Source organism: Allochromatium humboldtianum (assembly GCF_013385175.1).
In the GTDB taxonomy this organism is placed as follows: Bacteria; Pseudomonadota; Gammaproteobacteria; order Chromatiales; family Chromatiaceae; genus Thermochromatium; species Thermochromatium humboldtianum.
In genome coordinates this window covers 43595-63765 of sequence record NZ_JABZEO010000002.1, presented here as the reverse complement: position 1 = coordinate 63765, position 20171 = coordinate 43595, and the positions used below count along the sequence as shown (strand labels likewise).

Genomic DNA, 20171 nt, shown 5'->3' with positions numbered 1-20171 from the left:
GGAGAGGGGTTGGGGAGAGGGGCTTCAGTACACCCGTTCCTTCGGGGGAAAGGATTCGACGGTCAGCGGCTTGGTGCGCACCGGCTTGTAGTCCATGCGGTCGCCGTCCTGATAATAGAGACTGTGCTTGAGCCAGACCTGATCGTCGCGTTCGGGGTAGTCGGGGCGTGAGTGCGCGCCACGGCTCTCCTGACGATGCAGGGCTGAGACCGCGATCGACAGACCCACATCGACCATGTTCTCCAACTCCAGCGCCTCGATGCGCGCGGTGTTGAAGACTTTGGAGTGGTCGGTCAGACGCACCTCGGGCAGCCGGTCGCGCAGCTCGCGCAGACGCTCGACGCCTTCGGACATGATCTCTTCGGTGCGGAAGACGCCGGCGTGGTCCTCCATGCACTTGCGGAACTCGGCGCGCAGTTCCTGCACCGTGGCCCCCTCACCCTTCTGCTCCCAGCGCGTCAGACGCGCCATGGCCTGATCCAGGCTCGCCGAGTCGGCGGCGCGCTGGTAGGGGTTCTCGCGCACGAAGTCGATGATGTCCTTGCCCGCCAGACGCCCGAACACCAGGATGTCCAGCAGCGAGTTGCCGCCGAGCCGGTTGGCGCCATGCACCGAGGCACAGGCGCACTCGCCCGCCGCGTAGAGTCCGACCACGACCTCCTCGGAACCCGTACCCGCCGGCATGGCCACACGCCCGAAGCGATCGGTCGGGATGCCGCCCATCGCATAGTGCGCGGTCGGGAACACCGGAATGGGTTCGACGACCGGATCACAGCCGGCGAAGATCTTGCTCGACTCGCGGATGCCCGGCAGCCGCTTGGCGATGACGGACTCGCCGAGATGGTCGAGCTTGAGCATCACATAATCGCCGTTCTCACCGCAGCCGCGTCCTTCCTTGACCTCGGTGACGATGGCGCGCGACACGACGTCGCGGCTGGCCAGATCCTTGGCGCGCGGCGCATAGCGTTCCATGAAACGCTCGCCATGTTTATTGACGAGATAGCCGCCCTCGCCGCGCGTGCCCTCGGTGATGAGCATGCCCTTGCCGGCGATGCCGGTCGGATGGAACTGGAAGAACTCCATGTCCATCAGCGGGATGCCGGCGCGCAGGGCCATGGCGCACCCGTCGCCGGTGTTGATGTGGGCGTTGGAGGTGGTGCGGAACACCTGACCACAGCCCCCGGTCGCCAGCAGTGTGGCCTTGGATTCGATCAGCAGCGGCTCGCCGGTCTCGATCTCCAGCACCAGAGCGCCGCAGATGATGCCCTCGGCGTCGCGCACCAGATCGATGGCGAAGAACTCGTCAAAGAAGTGCGTGCGGGCGCGGATGTTCTGCTGATAGAGCGTATGCAGGATGGCGTGTCCGGTGCGGTCGGCCGCCGCACAGGTGCGCGCGGCCTGATCGCCGCCGAAGTTCTGGCTCTGGCCGCCGAACGGACGCTGATAGATCTTGCCGTTGTCCAGACGCGAGAAGGGCACGCCCGCGTGTTCCAGCTCATAGACGGTCGGAATGGCCTCGCGGCACATGAACTCGATGGCGTCCTGGTCGCCCAGATAGTCCGAACCCTTGACGGTGTCGAACATGTGCCAGTGCCAGGAGTCGGGCAGCACGTTGGCGAGCGCCGCGTTCACGCCGCCCTGTGCGGCCACGGTGTGCGAGCGGGTCGGAAACACCTTGGAGACGACGGCCACGCGCAGATCCGCGCCGGCCAGTTGCAGCGCCGCATTCAGGCCCGCGCCGCCGGCACCGATGATGAGGGCGTCGAAATGACGTGTTGGAAGACTCATACGGAACTCAACCCCCGATGCCGGCAGTGATGATCGCCTTCACGAACCAGAGTCCGGAGGCGACGATGATGAATACGAACCAGGTCATGAGACCCACGCGCAGATTGGTGAGACGCACATAATCGATCAGCACGTCGCGGATGCCGACCCAGGCATGGGCGAGCACCAGCGGCACGCCGAGCATCAGCGCCATGGCGACCAGCGGATGCGCCACCCAGGCCACCAGTTCGGCGTGGTCGGCGGGGGCGTCGAAAATGAATTTGAGCAGCAGGTAGCCCGCGAGAAAGGACAGATAGATGGCCGTGGTGCGCTGCAACAGCCAGGCCATGAGTCCGGATGCTTGACGACTCATGCGTTCAGTCTCCCAGCAGAAACGACAGGATGATGGACAGCACCAGCAGCACGGGGGCGGCATAGAGCGTGAGGCGGGCGGTTTCGCGCGCCATCGCGCGATCGAGGCCGACGCCGTAGTCCAGGAAGAGATGACGGATCCCGGCGACCAGATGATGGAACAGCGCCCAGAGCAGTCCGAGCAGAACCAGCTTGATCAACCAGGTATCCAGAACGGCGGCGGTCGCCGCGAAGCCTTCGGGGCTGGACAGGGCCTGATGGAACAGGATGGCGACGATCGGGATCGTGAGCACCATCAGTACACCGCTGACGCGATGGAGAATGGAGACGATACCTGACAGCGGCAGCTTGATCCGCAACAGGTCGAGAAATACGGGTCTGGGAGTAGTCATCTTGGAAGGGATCCAGTCTTTTGTGCGGCGCAACAGAATATCGATTTGTCACCCGGTCCGGCAACTGCTATCACATCCGCAGCATGGCACGCGCGGCGCGGAGCATCGGCGTCGGCAGTCGCTGCTTGAGCCACATCAGCGCCGGATAGGGCAGGAAGCGTACCAGCATGCGCGGATGGACGGCGCGCAGCAGGCCGGAGAGGCGGTTGGCCTTGGACGACATCAGGAGACGCACCGGGGGCGCGCTGTTGACCAGACTGCCCTGGCGCCAGCGGGTGATGGCGCCGCGCCGGGCGCCCGGACTCATATGATAGGCCAGTGCCTCGCCGAGGCTCAGGGCCGGGGCGAAGGGCAGCAGGCGTCCGGTCGGGTCGGGCGAATAGGGGAAGTCGCCGATCTCGCGTGCGAGCAGTACGCTCGGGCGCTCGACCAGGAATTCCAGACGGCTGAAGTAATGAGGCATGAGGGCCATGATCTCGGCCGGCGTGAGCCATCGGCTGAGACGGTCGCTGAAGGCGTGGATGCCGGCGCGAAACGCGCTCAGTCCCCAGTCGCGGATCTCAGCGCCCTCGGCGTTGAGGATGGGGTGATGGACGCCGTCGCGCGCTTCGTAGCCCAGGGTGCTGCCGTGATCGGCCGCCGTGAAGCATTCGACGATCTCGCGCAGGGCGGTCGGATCGCGCCAGAACTGGCCGGGCTGGAAGGCGAAGGCCGTCTTGCGGTTGGTCGCGGCGCCGGCGCGTGCCTGACCCATCAGGCCCCAGTAGAGGCCGTGCAGGCTGACCCGGTTAGGCTCATCGCCGTTCAGGATGGCGTGCAGCGAATCCTGGATGGTACCGCTCCAGCCGACATCGACCAGACAGACCGCATCGCTTGCGGTCAGTCCTTCCTGATCCAGATAGTCCAGCAGTCGGGCGCGCTCCAGCGCGGCCTGTTCGAGGACGAGCGCCTTGAGTTCGGGGTCCGAGACGAACAGCGTGCGCAGACGCCGCCGGGTGCGGGCATCGAGCGGTGTCTCGGGTGAACCATTGAGACCCGTGGCCGCCTGGAGCCGTTCGATCAGCGCCTCGGGCCGGGCGCTCAGACGATGGGCGATGTCGATGAGCGACATCTCGCGGTGCGAGACCAGGATCCAGTCGACCAGCGCCTCGTAATCCTGATCGACACAGCGATGACAGGCCAGACGCGAGACATGCAGATAGCGCGTCTCCATATCCCCCAGCCCGAGCCGACGGGCGATGTCGAGCAGCACCTGTCCGTCGCGGGCGAGGAAATAGAGCCGGTCATGGCCCTGGGTGCGCGCGTGATCGATCACCCAATGCACGAACGGCAGCAGCAGGGGCGCGGCGTGGATGGCTCCCAAGCGCGCGCGGTCGGAGTCGAGCGTCAGACGGCTCTCGCGAAAGACGCCCGCTGAGACCTGCCAGCCGAAGTCGTCCTCGTTGGCGCCGAAGGCTTCGTCTGGCGTCAAATGACAGGCCTCGAACAGCGTCACCTGACAGCCCTTCTCGCGCGGACGGCTGATGTCGCTGATCGGGTTGTCGCCGATGTGTTGGATCTCGGCGAGCGCCACGCCTTCCACCTTGGCTACATGCTCGAACAGCCGACCCGAAGCCTTGTTGAGCTTGATCTCAGATGAAAGATAGAGCGGCGCGGTCTCCAGCAGGAACGGATCGATGCCGTCGAGCAGTCGCTTCAGATCCGAGCGGCGCAGATACATGTCCGAGATCAGCACCACCCGCTCGCCACGCTCAGCCAACGCGCGGAACCGCGCCAGCATCTCGGGGACGCCATAGAGGAACTCGGCCTCAGCGGCCAGTTCGAGCTCCATCAGACGCTCGATGTCGGCTTGCGTGAGTCCATGCCGCCGACCGAGACAGGCGTGGATGTCGGCGAAGTCGATCTCCTCGACCTGATGCGCGGCCTGGGGATCGCGCGCGCGCGCTTCGAGGCGAGCGGCGTATTCAGCCGCCACGCGCTCGTGTGCAAAGCGCCGGCAGAGTTCAGACGGCAGTCCCTGCGGATCGGCCAGCAGCCGGCGTTGCAGATGGACGAAGACCCCGCGCGGCGTGCCGACCCGGCGGGTGACGAGTGTGTCGAAGATGTCGAACGAATGGATCATCGCGATTGCAGCCAGCTCCAGGCATGTTCGATCGTCTCGGCCAGCGCGCGATAGCGCGGCTCCCAACCGAGCAGACGCCGCGCCTTGTCGGCATCGGCATAGAGCACCGGCGGATCGCCCGGACGACGCGGGCCGATCTCACGCGGAACCGGGCGGCCAGTGACGCGCTCGACGGCGGCGATGACCTCCAGCACCGAAGCCCCCTGCCCCGTCCCGAGATTGAAGGCGCCGCTCGCTTCACCCGCGCGCAGATGGGCGAGACTCCGGACATGGGCCTCGGCCAGATCGCTGACATGGATATAGTCGCGGATACAGCTCCCGTCCGGAGTCGGATAGTCGTCGCCGAAGACCTGGAGCTGTGGACCACGCCCAGCGGCCGCCTGGAGCGCCAGCGGGATCAGATGGGTCTCGGGATCGTGATCCTCGCCGATCTCGCCCTCGGGATCGGCGCCGGCGGCATTGAAATAGCGCAGCGCGATCCAGCCCAGTGCGTGGGCGTGCTCGAAGTCGGCCAGCATCCGCTCGACCATCAGCTTGGAGGCGCCATAAGGGTTGATCGGACGTTGCGGATGATCCTCGGTGATCGGGGTCCGGTCCGGGATGCCATAGGTCGCGCAGGTGCTCGAAAAGACGATGTGCGGGATGGCGTGATCGCGCATGGCTTCGAGCAGCGTCAGGGTGCCGGCGACATTGTTGCGGTAGTAACGCCCCGGATCGCGCACCGACTCGCCGACATAGGCATAGGCGGCGAAATGGATCACCGCCTCGGGCCGATGGCGCGCGATGACCGCGTCCAGACAGGCGCGGTCGCTGATGTCGCCGATCTCCAGCGGCCCCCAGCGCACCGCCCACTCATGGCCATAGACCAGATTGTCGAGCGTGATCGGCCGGTAGCCCGCGCGTGCCAGCGCCTTGCAGGTGTGGCTGCCGATGTAGCCTGCACCGCCCGTGACCAGGACCGGGATCATGCCAGCCCCCGGCTCAGCAGACCCTCGAAATAGAAGATGGTCTGCTTGAGTCCGTCGTCGAGCGGCACGCGCGGCTCCCAACCGAGCAGTTCACGCGCGCGCGTGATGTCGGGCTGGCGCTGGGTCGGGTCGTCCTGCGGCAGCGGACGGTAGACCAGTTCGGACTTGGACCCCGTGAGTTCGCGGATACGCTCGGCCAGTTGGCGCATGCTCAGTTCGATCGGGTTGCCCAGATTGATCGGCCCCGTGATCTCGGCCGGGCTGGCCATGAGCCGCACGAACCCCTCGATCATGTCGTCGACGAAACAGAACGAGCGCGTCTGCGAGCCGTCGCCATAGAGGGTGATCGGCTCGCCCTTGAGTGCCTGGACGATGAAGTTCGACACCACCCGCCCGTCGTTCGGATGCATCCCCGGACCATAGGTGTTGAAGATGCGTGCGACCTTGATCTCGAGCCGGTGCTGACGGTGATAGTCGAAGAACAGGGTCTCGGCGCAGCGCTTGCCTTCGTCGTAACAGGCACGCGGGCCGATGGGGTTGACCCGGCCCCAGTAGGTCTCGGACTGCGGATGGCACTCGGGATCGCCATAGACCTCGCTGGTCGAGGCTTGCAGGATACGCGCCTTGGTGCGCTTGGCCAGACCCAGCATGTTGATGGCGCCATGCACGCTGGTCTTGGTGGTCTGCACCGGGTCGAACTGATAGTGCACCGGCGAGGCGGGACAGGCGAGGTTGTAGATCTCGTCGACCTCGACATAGAGCGGAAAGGTGATGTCGTGGCGCATCAGCTCGAAGTGCGGATGGCCGAGCAACTGGCTGACGTTGTCCTTGGTCGCGGTGTAGAAGTTGTCGACGCAGATGACCTCGCAGTCCTCGGCGACCAGCCGCGCGCACAGCCGGCTGCCGAGAAACCCGGCCCCGCCGGTGACCAGGACACGTTTGTGTAATGTCTTCATGAGGGTTCGCTTGTCACAGATTCGATCAGGATGCCGACTCGCCCACGCCGAGCGTGTCGAGTCGCGGATAACAGAGCATCACCATGTCCGCGACCGGCGATTGCAGATCCAGACGCTTGAAGCTGAAGTAATAGCCCAGCTCCAGCGACTCCAGCCAGGGCTTGATCTCCAGGAAGTCCTTGGGATGGTGATAGACGCTGACGATGAGTGCCGGACGATAGCGGCGGAGGGTCTCGACCGCGCCGAGCAGGGCTTCCTTCTCCAGCCCCTCGATGTCGAGCTTGATGAGCGCCGGGCGCAGATCATGACGCGCGACCAGGGCGTCGATGGTATCGAACTCACACCGGACGCGACTCTCGCCGCCGTGCGCCGCCTCGTCGCGGAAGTCGGCGAGCAGACTGGTGCCCTGATCGGGGAAGTCGCCGGCGCCGTGATGATGCATCTCGAAGTGGCCGCGATGGTCGTGCAGACCCTGGGGTTCGGGGATGATGCGTCCCTGGAGACCGAAGCGTCCGACATTCTCGCTCAGCCGCTTGAAGTTGACCGGATCGGGTTCGAGCGCCAGCACCCGTGCGTTCGGACAGGCATCGGCGAGTTGGACCGCCGAGTCGCCGATGAAGGCTCCGCCATCGATCACATCGCCCCCGGCACGGATGCGGGCCTGGATGTCGCGCGGAAAGGCGTTCAGGCCATAGAGCGCCTCGAACACCTCGGCCGAGAGCCAGGGGTATTCGTCCAGGAACGCCTGATAGCGGGCGGCGATCCGGGGCGCCGGACGGGTGTTCTGCCGGAAGCGTTCGGCCGGACGCCAGAGCAGATCCCGGTGCAGCAGGAAGCGGCTGTAGTCCTGGCACTCGGGCAGATATTTGTCATAGATGCGCACGAAGGTCTCGACCAGTGCACGGTCGTTCTCAGACAGACCGCGCTGGAGTGTCGCCAGACGCTCGGGCATGTCGGCGTGATGCGTGCGCAGATAGTCGCGCCAGAAGTTGACCCAGTAGGTCGCGACACTCTGATAGTTGGTCAGGACATCGGCGCAGCGCGGGTCCGGGATCACCCGCCGTCCCAGGACGCGATGCTTGATCGGCTGGACCCAGGGCAGACCGCCGACCCGAGTACGCAGCGCGCGTGCCTTGTCACGCAGACGCGCACGCCCCGACGAGAGATACCGCCTCGCCGTCAATTGCAGGGCCAACGCCCGATGCGCGCCCTGACGATAGAGCGGCGAGGCGAAGACGCGCTCATAGAAACGGATCGCCTCGGGGTCGAGTAGATGGGGATAGTCGCGCACGAAGCGCTCCTCGTCGGCCGACAGGCCGTCGAGAATGCCGCGATAGGCCAGATAACGGAATCGCGGCTCGATGTCGCGCGTCCAGAAGTATTGCAGGCTCATCTTGTACTGCATGAAGTCCTGGAACACCGCCTCGTAGACGCCCTGCTCGCGAAAGAGCGCGATCCCTTCCCGGAAGATGCGGAAGATGTCGAGATGGTGGCGCCCGCGATGCCACATGATCGAGCCGGCGCGCATCCGGTACTTGTAGAGCTTCTCGGGCAGCATCACGACCTTTTGGGCCGCCAGCAGCACCTGCCAGTGATAGACGTTGTCGTCGAACTGCAAACCGTCCGGAAAGCGGAAGTCGTACTGGTTCAGGAAGTCCATCCGGAAGAACTTCGACCAGGTGTAGTGATAGTGCAGAATCTCGAGCTTCTGCTCCAGCCGGGTCTTGGGCTCCAGGCTCCAGCCGTCGAAGTCGTAATACCAGTTATCGAACTCGCGCTCGTCCTCGATCATCAGGTGCTGGAAGACGATGAAATCGGCCCCGGTGCGTTCGATCTCCTCGACCAGACGCGAGACGGCGCCCGGACGCAGCAGGTCGTCCGAATCGACATGCAGCAGATAGCGTCCACGGACGTGTGCCAGGGCGGTGTTGCGCGTCGAGGCCAGTCCACGGTTGGTCTGATCGACGATGCGGATGCGCGGATCGCGCCGTGCATACTCGGCCAGGATCGCGGGCGACTCGTCGGTCGAGCCGTCGTTGACGCAGATGATCTCCAGATCGGTGAAGTCCTGCGTGACGATCGAGTCCAGACAGGCCCGCAGATAGGGAGCCACGTTATAGACGGGCAGCGCAATGCTGACGGTGGGAGAACCCATGAATGCCATGCTCCGCGGAAAGCTGTGATCCAGGCGTCAAGGGTCGCCCGGACCAGGTGGATCGTAAAGGGGTTTAGGGACGTTCGCTCGCGCGTGCCGCCGAGAGATCGCGAATCAGACGCCGTCCGGTCGCGCGTTCCTGCCTGAAACGCCTGAGGTGCTTTCGCAGCGTGCGCGCCAATTTCAGGCTGTCGAGCACCGAGTGCTTGACGAGCACCTTGAGACCCTGCGAGAGCGGATGCAGTCTCAGTATCAGACGCGCCATAGGCGGACTGCGCACCAGACTGGCCTCGTACCACTCGGTCATGAGCCGTCGATCCTCATAGCGGCGCCGGAACGCATAGTCGAAGGCTTCGCGCACCCCAAAGGCCGGCGCCGACTCGCGCAGGGCCAGATCGCAATGATCGCCCGAATAGGGCACGCGGCCCAGCGTCTCGGCGATCAGACGCGGCGGCTTATGCATGAGTTCGAACAGACGCGGCAGGACGGCATCGAAATGCTCGGTCAGGAGCGGATAGCGTCCGGCCAGTCGCGCATACTCGGTCGCGAACCACTCGGCGCCGTCCAGGAATTCGCCGACGCCCCAGTCGCGCAGATGGCCGCCATCATCGCGTAATCTGGGCACGACCCGCCCATCCGGCCGACGCTCGTAGCCGACCGTCTGACCATGATCGGCCTGCGCCAGCAGCTCGGTATGGAGCGCGACGATGTTGTCCTCGACATGGTTGGGCCGGATCGCATAGGCGCTCTTGCGATTGCGCGCACTGGTGTAGTGCGAATAGTGGAAGAGCCCGAAATAGAAGCCGTGGATCTCGATATCGGGCTTGTGCGAAACGGCGATCTTGTAGAGCGAGTCCTGACTGCCGCCCATCCAGCCGATGTCCACGGTTCCGACCGGCCCGGTGTCGAAGAACCCTTCCTGCTCCAGATAGGCGATGAGCAGATCGCGCGCGCGCCGGGCGTTGTCGAGGATCGCCTCGCGGATGGCGGGGATCTCGTCGAAGTGTTCGAGCAGTTCCAGCGTCAAGGGCTCGGGGATCGAGGCGTCCAGATCGCTCAGGCGCGCGCGCAGTGCGTCGGGCAAGAGGGCGTGCAGTTGCTCGCCGGTCATGTCGACACGCTCGGCGAGCATGGCGAGCGACAGCATGGGGATGCGTTCGGCCAGCCAGCGATGCTCGCGCGGCGTGATCTCGAACACCGATGGCAGACGGAAGGCACGCCTGGAGCCGTACAGATAGCGTAGATCCAGATCGAGTCCGCGCTCACGGGCGATGGCGCGCGCGAGACGCAGGAAGATCATCCCATCGCGCGCGATGAAATAGAGCCGCCGGAGGCCGCGCTGTTGCGCCTGATCGAGCGCGTCGCGGATGAAGCCGTAGAACAGCGGACCGGCGAGTCCGGCCCCGATCAGGGCTTGCGACGAGGCGTCCGGATGCAGGATTCGATAGGTCTTGGAGGCGCCGGCCAGTAGCTGGCAGAACAGGCTGTCCTCCTCGTGAGAGGCCCACTCGATCTCGGACAGCAGAGCCCCCTTGTAGCGTTCGGCCGAGATCCCCAGGGCGCGCGGCATCCGCCGGTCGGCGCGAACGTCGTGGCCCAGATGGACCAGCTGGCCGGGCGCGATGCCCTCGGCCTGGAGGACATGCCTGAACAGCTCGCCCGAGCGCTTGGTCAGACCCAGATCGGACGACACATAACAGGGACAGGCGGCCAGACGCGCGTCGATGCCGGCCAGCAGGCGCTCGACCTCGGCGCCCGCAAAATCCGTGTCCGAGATCAGCACCACCCGCTCGCCGGCATCGAGCAGTCGGTGAACGCGCGCGATGGTCTCGGGGATACCGATCAGGAGTTCGGCGGTGAGCTCCAGTTCGAGCCGCCGGATGGTCGCGATCAGAGCCGGATCGACCTCCGGATAACGCTGGGCGATACGCGCATAGATCGCGTCGAGACGCACCGCGACCGGCTCCTCGTCCTCCGTACCCATCGGATAGCGCACCTGATAATCGGCCGTGGTGCGAACCTCCAGGAACTCCTCGACCAGACGTGTCGGCAGCCCGAGATCCTGCCGGACATGCAGCTCGTGCCGCAACGCGCAGAGCACGCCGCGCACGGTCGCCGTGCGGTAGGTCACGAGCGTGTCGAAGACACCAAAGGAGAAGACCGTTTTCCGGGTCATGCCACATCCATCCTCGACCCCCCGCCGGCATCGCCAGATCAGACGCGGCGGGGATCAGCATTCGTTTTCTATTGAGATCCAGAACGCACGCCACGGAGTCCCGATCCCAGTGGTCGGTGCGTCGAAAATCGGCATCATAGCACCCCGGCCACCGGCTCATGGCACCGGATTGAGGTGATTTGGGTCATACTTGAGGAGTAGGATTGCAGCATGGGTACGGTCGAGCGATCGTCCCTGTCATCGCCATTCCAGAAGGAGTCGCCTCATGAACCGATCGATCCCGATACTGGTCTTGATGATGGTCGCCTCGGGGAGCCATGCCGCCGTGCAGGCGCCGCCCCTGGGGGTCGAGCCAACCCACGTCCACGATCACAGCGTCCTGCTGGCACAGGGGCCACGCGGCCCTGGTGGTCCAGGTGGGGGGCCACCCGACTTCAGAGGTCCGGGCGGCCCTGATCCCTATCCCTATCCGCCCGGTGGTCCTAGAGGTCCGGGCGGTCCTGGTTTCTACCCAGGTCCAGGCCCCGGACCTGGTCCGGGGCCACGCCCGGCCCCGCCGCCCGATCCTGGCCCGGCGGGCATCATTCCTCACATCCTGCCGTTGCTCTTGCCTCCACCCCGTCCGTGACGGATGGTCGTGGGGTATCCACCGTTCTCGTAGGGTACGCACGGCGTACCCTACGCTCGATTTAGCGCAGACCGAACTCAGGCCCGCCCTCCTCGCCCGGACGATGGTTCGGATCGGTCGGGATGCAGGCCAGCCCCTGACGGTCGGTCGCACAGCGTCCCGCGATCTCGCCCTGTGGTGTCCGGACGCGACAGGCCGAACCCTGTGCGCGATCCAGACAGGCGTCGAAGGCTTCGCGTGGCGGTCGGGGCGCACGTTCGGGCGCACCGCTCGCGGATGACAACGGCATCGCAGTGGCGGCACTTCCGGCGCCGAGACCGGCGCTGCCCGGTCCGCCCGGCATCGGACGCCCCTCCGGCGGCGCGCGATCCGGCACGCACACCCAGTCGCGCCCCCGCTCCTGACAGGTTCCCGTGATCGCATGGACGCCGTCCTCGAAATAGCAGGTCGCCGCAGCGGCCTTGTAGAGACAGGCGTCGAGAGCCGCGCGAGGCGGACCGGGCGGGCGCTGGGGTTCGGACGGTCGCGGCGGATCCTCGGCGCAACCCTGACCACAGACCGCCAGTCCCAGCAGGGCCAGGAAGCCGGCCGAACCCAAGCGCGTGCGTCTGATCGAAGCGTCTTTCACAGCCATCCGTCTCAAGCCTCGACTGAGTCCTGGCGCGCCCGATAGGGATTGAGCGGCCCCGGCGCATACTCATCCGGTTCGAACGGAATGTAGGAACGCGCGTGGAATTGATGACAGACTTCATCGGCAAAGAAGGCGCCCTTGCGGGTCAGACCAGCGAATCCTCCCTTGTCCTCGACCAGCCCCTCGGCGACGAGCCGCTCCCAGAGTTCGGGGAAGGCCTCGTCGAACTCGATCCCGGTCAGCGCCCGATACTGCGCCTTGTCGACATCGCGGTTCTTGAGCGGCAGCACCACCGCCCAGCGCTTCTGTTCCTCGGCACTGCGTTTGATGCCGCGATTGACCGGCAGCCGGCCCGAATCGATGCGCCGGTAATAGTCTTCAAAGGTCTGGGTGTTGAGCAGGAACCGATCGCGCAGACTGCTGAAGGCGGTCAGGCCGAAGCCGACCTGATCGTAGAGCTGACAGCACTGGTTGTGCGCATAGTGCGAATACTTGGCCGGATCCTTGGAGAAGACGCGCCGCAGATTCTCCGTGTAGCCGTGCTCGGCCAGGATCTCGATAGCGGCCTGCTTCATGCGGATCGCCTCCTCGAACGCTGGCAGTTCCTGTGGGCGCAGTTGGACGATCTTGTCGATCGGCCCCTGAGCATCGCCATAGGAGTCGATCTTGAGCCGATAGAGCTGGATCTCCTCGACATCCAGACGCGCGGCCTCATCGATCATGCGCATCCAGCCTTCGAGCGTCTGGCCCGGATAGCCGAAGATGAACTCGATGTTGAGCTGGAAGCCGTCGGCCCGGCAGGCCTCGATCGAGGCGAGCGCGGTCTTGACGTCGTGCGGACGGTGCATCTTGCGCAGGATCTCGTCGTCGAGCGACTGCACGCCGATGGTGAGCCGGTCGACGCCATGCTCGCGCAGGATGCGCCGGCGCTCGGCTCCGTGCTGGTCGGTCAGGGTGCCGGGGTCGACGTCGAAGTTGAACTGGGTGACACGCGAGCAGTCGACCCGTTCCTTGAAGCCGGTCAGCATCCGGTCCAGTTGCGCCGGCGTGAGCAAGGTCGGGGTGCCGCCGCCGACCAGGATCGAGCGTGCCTGGAACTTCGGGATGCCGAGCCGGTGGCGGAACAGATCCATCTCGCGCTCGAGCGCGTCCAGATAGCGTTCGGTTTCGGGATGGGTCTTGTCACCGAAATGGCCGAATTTCACCGGATAGTGACAGAACAGACAGCGCTGCTCGCAGAACGGCAGATGCAGATAGACGTCGAACAGACCATCCTGCGGCAGCGCGTAGTCGTCGAGCAGCTCTTCCTCGGTGGCCTCCGGATACATGGTGATCGGCGGATAATGGACCGAGGGGAAGAAGTCGCCCGACCGGGCGATCAGTCCCAGCTCGCGAAAGCGCGCGAAGTCCCGAACACGCGCCTCCAGGCTCTCGCGATGCGCGGCGATCCTGGGTTCATCGGTCTTGATGCTCATGTCGTTCATCGGTCTCACCTCGATTCAAGACGGAACGACCAGACCGGCGCGCTCGGCGATGGCGCGCAGGTGGTCGTCGTTGGGCCGGTAGCGGGTGTCGTCATAGATCGGGAACAGGTGCTGGAACGCCTGCGGCGTCCCATCGTGGACGGTCAGGGTGTTGGCGCCGGCCATGAGCCCGAGATACTGACCATCGGCCTTGAGCTTCTCCAGGGAACTGGTGGTCGGCATGAGTGCGCTCGGGTTCAGGATCCGCAGCAGGGCCATGAAGTTGAGCGTCGTCTCGACATCACCTCGCGGCTCATGCTCGTAGACGGTGCCATGTCCGGGGATGAAGACCGAGGCGCTGACCATGTCCAGATCCAGCTCGCTCAGGAAGCGCAGATCGCCGACCAGATCGTCCTCGGTCTGCCCCGGCAGGCCGACGATGATGCCGCTGCCGACCATGAACCCGAGTTCGAGCAGGTCGTCGAGACACTGACGCCGTTCGCTCCAGGTGTCGTGCGGCTTGGCCGCCTCGTAGAGCGCGGGGTTCGAGGCCTCAATCTTGAGCAGATAGCGATCGACGCCGGCCTCGCGCATCTCGCGGTACTGGTCGCGGCTGAGGTTGCCGATGCAGCCGATCAACTGGATGTCGGGCAGGCGATCCTTGATTTGGGCGCAGGCGCGGATGACGTTGGCGACGAAGCGCCGGTCCTTGTTCTCGCCCGATTGCAGCAGCAACACACGCCGCCCGCGCTCGCGATGGAGAAAGGCGGCGATCTCGACCAGATCCTCGCTCGGAATGACGTACTTCTGCGTCCCGGCATCGCCGATGCTGCAATAGTTGCAACGCTGCTTGCAGATGTTGGAGATCTCGATGACGCTGCGCACCTCGGCGCGCCGGTCGGGAAACCCTCTGAGCCGCGCCTCGCGGGCGATCTCGAACAGCGCCTCCTGCGCCTGGCCGCGTGCGTTCAGGGCCGCCTTGACCGACTCCGCGAACGCCTCGCCGGCCTGGATCCGTGCGCAGAGCGCGCGCGGATCGAGCGGCTGGATGGACTCGACTGTCTTCATACGACGCAACACCTCAGATGGACGCGGTTCAAGTGAAAAGTGTTCTGGCCGAGATGATCGCCACGCCCGCGACCCCGACCAGGCTCCCCGTCAAACGCCGGGCGCCGGGCGTCTCCCGATAGAACAGCGCCATGATCAGGAGCACGAACAGCGGCTCGGTCGACAGCAATGTGTTGGCGATCGCCAGGGGCGTCAGCTTCATCGCCAGCAGCGACAGGAAGAATCCGCCCAGGGTCACGAAGGTCGCGATCAGGCAGAAGCGGATCGCCAACCGCCAGTCGGCCAGGATCGGACTCAACCAGTTGCCGCGCCCCAGATAGAACAGCGGCGCGAACAGAAACAGCGACACCACGCCGCCGGCGATCCGCAGCCAGGTCGCCGTGAGCGCGTCGGCCTCGTCGAGCGCGCCCTTCGCCATCGTCACCGAGACGGCCATCGCCATCACCGAGCCCAGACCGAAGAGCACGCCGCGTCGGGTCGCGCGCGCATCCGCGTCCGTACCCTGCCCTGCTCCGTCCTCGGGCGCCATCAGCACGATGGCCACGCCCAGGATGACCAGCCCGACACCGAGCCATTGCAGCCAGAACAGCGACTCGCCCAGAAAGACCACCGCCATGGCGATGGTCGCCACCTGCCCCAGCAGCATGAGCTGCACCACCGAGTGCGACGACAGCTCGCGTAACGCCTTGAAAAACAGCGTGTCGGCGACCCCGATCCCCAGCACGCCGCTGAGGAAGAGTATGGTGGCCGTCGTCCAGCTCGGACTCGCTGGGCCGACCATGAGGATCAGCCCACCCAGCACACCCAATCCGAACACACCCTTGGCGAAGGCCAGCGCCATGGCCGGCAATCGTTCGGCGAAGGGTTTCAGCAGCAGCGCGCCGACCGCCCAGGTCGCCGCCGAGCCGAGCGCGGCGAGGATCCCGATCAGCTCCAGGGCCATGGGCGCTCCGCAACGATCGGGACACTCCGAGTCCTCACAGGACTCAATGTAGCCAAAGAATGCATACGGATTCCATCACGGATTCTGACGTTATCGGCTCGCACGCTAAGGCCCTGGGGTCAGACTTTGACGCAGATCGTTCACGATCTCGCTCACGGGCTGGGTGGTCGGCTCGCCCATGGCGTTGGGTTCGATGATGAGCCGGTCGGGCTGGGCACTCAACGCATCGAGGATGGCATTGGCCTCCGCCGTGCGTCCTTCCTGGATGTATTGACGGGCCAGATAGGTCTGGAGCGTCGGGATGGCATCGATCCCCTGCTCGGTGACGACCTCGCCATAGGGCGATGTGCTGATCAGGGATTCGTAATACATCTCGGCACTCTGAGTGTTGCGATTCATGGCCGCATCCAGCGCCTGCTCGGCGACGGCCACGCTGGTGGCCCAGGACTCCGGATAGTTGGTCATGAGACTGTTGAGCGCCGCCTCGCGCTCGCTGCGCTCGGCCTGCGTCTCGTTGCCGCGTCTGGGGCGGGCCTGCTGGCTGAGTTCGGTGAGACGCTGGAAGTCGCTCTGGCCATAGGTCTCCAGATCACGCTGACGCATCTGGGCGGCGCGCTCGCTGAGACGCTGACGGCTCTCCTCGAAGCGCGCGCGTGTGGCGTACTGCTCGCCGAGGGTCGTCAACAGCGGCTCGCTGCCGGGCGGTCCACTCAGGAGCGGAGCCGCTGTGTCGAGTCCGGAGGCCCGCATCACGCGCGTGATCTGGGCGAGCTGGCGCTCCAGACCCTCGATGCGTCGTGCCTGTTCGTCGAGCAGACGCTCGGTGGCCTCGCTGGCGGCGGCGACGGCGGGCGTGGTCTCGGGCGTCTCCTTGCGAACCGTCCGCGCACCCTCGACCGGGGGTTCCTGCACGGTGGCGGACGCGGCGTGATCGCCCATACGCTTGTGCAGGGGCGAGAATTGCAGCCCGATCGCGACGAGTGACAGAACCAGGGCGCTGGCACTCAGGATCAGCGCCGACTGAGGTGATTTCATGCTTGTGAACTCCGGTATGAATGCGAACGCCAGACTCGGCCTTGGGTGCGGCCATAGTGGTACTCAGCGCGAGAACACCATCAGATAGCGCTGCGGGATCACCTGCTCGCTGGATTCGAGCTCGAAGCCATAGGCCTTCAACTGCGAGGCGATCAGCTCCTGGCGTATGTAGGGGCCATGATAGGGCAGCAGACCAGCATCGACCGGCCCGTTGTCTACGACCACCAGACGTCCACCGGGTTTCAGGGCCTTGAGGATACTAGCGATCATGCCGTCACGCTCGGCCTGGGAAGAGACGCCATAGAGAATGTGATAGAGCGAGCACATGAAGACCATGTCGGCGGTGCCGGGTTCCGGGATCTCAAAGCCGTCCGTGGACGAGACCGCACCGACGACCTGTTTCAGTCCCCATTTGCTCGCCAGGCCATTGAGATACTCGATGTGCGAGTCCTTGGTGTCGAAGGCCAGTACCTGCCCGGTCGGCCCGACTCGCTCGGCAAACTTGAAGCTGTAGAAACCCGGACCACTGCCGATGTCGACCACCCGATCACCGGCCTTCAGCGGCAGGCGCTCCATGATCTTGGGCGACTGCTCCCAGGCGTCACGCTTGGGGTTGTTGAAGAGGATGAAGTCCTCCAGCGCCTGACGGCGGACGATGCCGATCTCGCGCGTCTTCTCGTCGGTCGCCTCCTCGATGGGGATGGCTGTCGTCTGTAGCTTGTACTTCCTGGCGATATAGAGCTTGAGGTTGGCGTAGTCGTCCTCGGCCAGATAGGCGATGAACTCGGCCGTGAGCGGGTCGCGCGTCAGTTCGTGCTTCTCCTCCTCGGTCGCGACCAGATACCCGGCGATCCATTGCAGGGCGGTGTATTCGCCGCCGAAGTTCTCGTTCGGGATGATCTTGTCGTAGAGGCTGATGGCCTGACGCGCGGCCTTCGGGTCCGAGTCGGTGAGCGCCTTGAGCATCAGCCGGCCGGCGGCGATGCCCGAGGGCGTGATGTCGAAGGAGTCGAGGCTGCCGATGTGGATCACCGAATGCGAGTCGTTCACCCGGATCGAATCCTGCCCCGGCGCCTGTGTGTAGACCGGCGGCTTGGGCGCCTGGGGTGCGCTCTTGCGCAGTACCAGCAGATAACGGTAGGGCGACAGATCCTCGTTCGCGACCAGTTCGAAGCCATAGTGATAGAGCTGGGCCTGGACGAACTCACGATCCACGTAGGCATTGTGCAGCGAGGCACCGTCATGGTCGCGATTGTCGAGCACGACCAGATAGCCGCCCGGACGCAGTGTCTGTTGCAGCGTCTCCATGAAGGCGTCGCGCTCGGTCGGCTGGCTCCAGGCATAGAGCACATGATAGAGCGAGGCGATGAAGACCAGGTCGGTCGGCTCACGCACCACGATGTCGTTGGGTTTGGACAGGACCGGCCGCACGCCGTCAAGGCCGTACCGATCGACGAAGGTCTTGAACTGCTCGACATAGGTCTCCTCGGTATCGGCGGCATGGACGATCGCCTCCGGTCCCAGCGCCTCGGCGATCCGGGCCGAGAAATAGCCGAAGCCCGCGCCCAGGTCGATCACCCGACTCACCTCGGACTTGAGTCCGGCGATGATCTCGACGACACGGTCGGTGGCATCCCACTGCGAGCGCATCGGGTTGTTGAACAGCAGCATGTCGTCGAGAAAGGTGAGTCGATCCAGATGTGTCTCGGGATCGTTCGGCGTGTAGTCGCCCGCGCGATACTTGCGCTGGAGATATTCCCGCAAATTCCTGGCGTCCTCACCGAGGAAGAAGTCGAAATAGGCGCGCTCCAGTTTGGGTTCGGGACGCGCCGCCTCCAGACCGACCTCGTTGGCGCGCAGCCAGGCTCGTGCCAGCCAGATCAGGGCCGTGGCATTCCCACCTGCGACCTCGCCCGACTGATGGGCCTCGATGCGTTCGATCGCGCCTTTGACCCGAGCGGGATCCCGGGCTGCCAGCCCCTCGAAGAGTACCTGGGCGCTCGCGCGCGCGACCTCGGTCACTGGATTGGGGACGGCTCCGACGCGCACCATCGAGCGCTTGCCCGGCAGGGGCACATCGAGCGCCGGCTCGGACGCCAGCGGCTGGGCAACCACGGTGATCGTCAGCAATGACGCAAGCAGCAAAGACCGCATGATGAGTGACCCTGTCGGTGGAAATGGGCGAAGGTTAGCAAAGGGGACGCCGTTCAGCGACCCGAACCGCTCCGGGCGCCCTGGAAGTAGTAACTGAGCTTGTCCGAGAGATTGAGATATTCGATCTGCGTCTGAGTCAGCTCGGAGCGATGCAGGCTGTCGCGAATCCCGATCCCCTCCTCGATCAGATCCAGCACCAGGGCCTCCTCGGCGGGGATCTCGTCGGAGTAGACCAGCACGTTGGGCTTGAGCAGGTCGTCGGCGTTGATCGAGATGACCACGGCAATGCGCTCGTCGTTCAGACGCACCACGGTACCGGGCGGATAGACGCCCAGGTTGGTAATGAATGTCGACAAGACCTTGGGATCGTAGCATTGACGTTCCTTGGAATACATGCGCGAGACGGCCTGGTGCGGCGAGAGACCACGCTCGCCGCCGAAGCCGTTGCAGAGATTGTCGTAGCGGTTGACCACGGTCAGGATGCGCGTGAGCAGTCCGAGGTCGTTGGCACGCAGTCCCCCGGGATAACCGCTGCCGTCCAGATGCTCGTGATGCTTGGCGATGATCTCGATGACGCCGACCGGCAGTGTCCCGATCTGACGCGCGATCTCGGCCCCGTAACGCGGATGCTGCTCGTAGAAACGCCGCTCGGGTTCGGTCAACGGTCCCTTCTTCATCAGGATCTGAGCCGGGATCTTCAGGTGTCCGAGGTCATGGAAGAGTCCGCCCTGACCGAGCAGGCGCAGCTGCGCCTGATCGAGATCCAGCTTGCGCCCGAGCACCAGCGCCAGAGCCGAGACATTGATGGCGTGGTTGTAGCTGTTCTCGTCCTGATGCTTGAGATTGACCAGCTGCACCGTCGTCTCGGCGTCCTCGGTCAGCTCGCCGACCATGCCGTCGACCAGCTCGCCGGCCTCCTCGGCCGCCTGCGCGGGCGAAGAGCGCAGATGCGCCATGAGTTTGCGCGCCATGCCCACTTTCTGAACATAGGATTTGGCGCATTGGTTCAGACGTGAGCGGCGCTGCTTGAGGCGACGGATGCGTTCGTTCTTCTCGGCCCAGAGCGTCGAGCCTGGATCATCACCACTCTCTGAGGTCTCGGTCTCGTCGAGCGTCACCGTTTCGTCCAGCTCCGCCTCGGAGAAGGTCTCACTCCGGTCCAGGTCGACCCGGACCTGCTCTATGTCGAGCTGACGCAGGATGCTCAGTTGGCGCTGATTGCGGATCTTGAAGTTGTTCGTCAAGAACGGGTGCCCCATCCAGGGCAGATCGAGCATCACGAACAGGCCGATGCGAAGCTGAGTCTTGTCGAGAATCTTTTCGTTCACGTATCGAACCGCG

15 protein-coding genes are annotated in these 20171 nt (G+C 64.9%); all 15 read right to left on the bottom strand.

Features of this window, described 5'->3' with window-relative positions; all coding sequences use genetic code 11:
- Positions 1-24 precede the first annotated feature (24 nt).
- Positions 25-1788, bottom strand: a complete 1764-nt coding sequence (gene sdhA / locus HW932_RS02775) for a succinate dehydrogenase flavoprotein subunit (protein WP_176974976.1) — start codon at positions 1786-1788, stop codon at positions 25-27.
- Positions 1789-1795: 7 nt separating this feature from the next.
- Entirely contained in the window at positions 1796-2140 is a 345-nt protein-coding gene (sdhD, locus tag HW932_RS02770) for a succinate dehydrogenase, hydrophobic membrane anchor protein (RefSeq protein WP_012971159.1), read from the bottom strand.
- 4 nt (positions 2141-2144) lie between these two features.
- Positions 2145-2531 carry a succinate dehydrogenase, cytochrome b556 subunit gene (gene sdhC, locus HW932_RS02765; protein ID WP_012971160.1) on the bottom strand — a complete coding sequence of 129 codons (387 nt, stop codon included), beginning with the start codon at positions 2529-2531 and terminating at the stop codon, positions 2145-2147.
- Between the two features lie 70 nt (positions 2532-2601).
- Positions 2602-4653, bottom strand: coding sequence for an HAD family hydrolase (locus HW932_RS02760; RefSeq protein ID WP_176974975.1), 2052 nt, complete (start codon positions 4651-4653; stop codon positions 2602-2604).
- Positions 4650-5621, bottom strand: coding sequence for a UDP-glucose 4-epimerase GalE (galE, locus tag HW932_RS02755; protein WP_176974974.1), 972 nt, complete (start codon positions 5619-5621; stop codon positions 4650-4652). Before galE ends, HW932_RS02760 begins: the two co-directional genes overlap by 4 nt.
- Entirely contained in the window at positions 5618-6577 is a 960-nt protein-coding gene (locus tag HW932_RS02750; RefSeq protein ID WP_176974973.1) for a UDP-glucuronic acid decarboxylase family protein, read from the bottom strand. Before HW932_RS02750 ends, galE begins: the two co-directional genes overlap by 4 nt.
- Before the next feature lie 25 nt (positions 6578-6602).
- Positions 6603-8732 (bottom strand): FkbM family methyltransferase, encoded by a 2130-nt coding sequence (locus HW932_RS02745; RefSeq protein WP_176974972.1) that lies wholly within the window; start codon positions 8730-8732, stop codon positions 6603-6605.
- A 73-nt stretch (positions 8733-8805) separates the two neighbouring features.
- Complete coding sequence (locus tag HW932_RS02740) at positions 8806-10908, bottom strand: HAD family hydrolase (RefSeq protein WP_176974971.1); 2103 nt, start codon at positions 10906-10908, stop codon at positions 8806-8808.
- A 689-nt stretch (positions 10909-11597) separates the two neighbouring features.
- Positions 11598-12170 carry a hypothetical protein gene (locus HW932_RS02735; protein WP_176974970.1) on the bottom strand — a complete coding sequence of 191 codons (573 nt, stop codon included), beginning with the start codon at positions 12168-12170 and terminating at the stop codon, positions 11598-11600.
- 5 nt (positions 12171-12175) lie between these two features.
- Positions 12176-13642, bottom strand: coding sequence for a coproporphyrinogen-III oxidase family protein (locus tag HW932_RS02730; protein WP_246296630.1), 1467 nt, complete (start codon positions 13640-13642; stop codon positions 12176-12178).
- A 24-nt stretch (positions 13643-13666) separates the two neighbouring features.
- Positions 13667-14698: a biotin synthase BioB gene (locus HW932_RS02725; RefSeq protein ID WP_176974968.1), complete on the bottom strand. Its 1032-nt coding sequence runs from the start codon at positions 14696-14698 to the stop codon at positions 13667-13669.
- Positions 14699-14726: 28 nt separating this feature from the next.
- A complete protein-coding gene (locus HW932_RS02720) occupies positions 14727-15641 on the bottom strand; it encodes a DMT family transporter (protein ID WP_176974967.1) in 915 nt (304 codons plus the stop codon).
- 105 nt (positions 15642-15746) lie between these two features.
- Positions 15747-16676, bottom strand: a complete 930-nt coding sequence (locus HW932_RS02715; protein ID WP_176974966.1) for a hypothetical protein — start codon at positions 16674-16676, stop codon at positions 15747-15749.
- Between the two features lie 63 nt (positions 16677-16739).
- On the bottom strand, positions 16740-18830 hold the full coding sequence (locus tag HW932_RS02710; protein WP_176974965.1) for a methyltransferase domain-containing protein: 2091 nt from the start codon (positions 18828-18830) through the stop codon (positions 16740-16742).
- Positions 18831-18883: 53 nt separating this feature from the next.
- The gene (locus tag HW932_RS02705; protein ID WP_176974964.1) at positions 18884-20158 is read right to left on the bottom strand and encodes an HD domain-containing phosphohydrolase; all 1275 of its coding nucleotides are present in this window, start codon (positions 20156-20158) and stop codon (positions 18884-18886) included.
- Positions 20159-20171 lie beyond the last annotated feature (13 nt).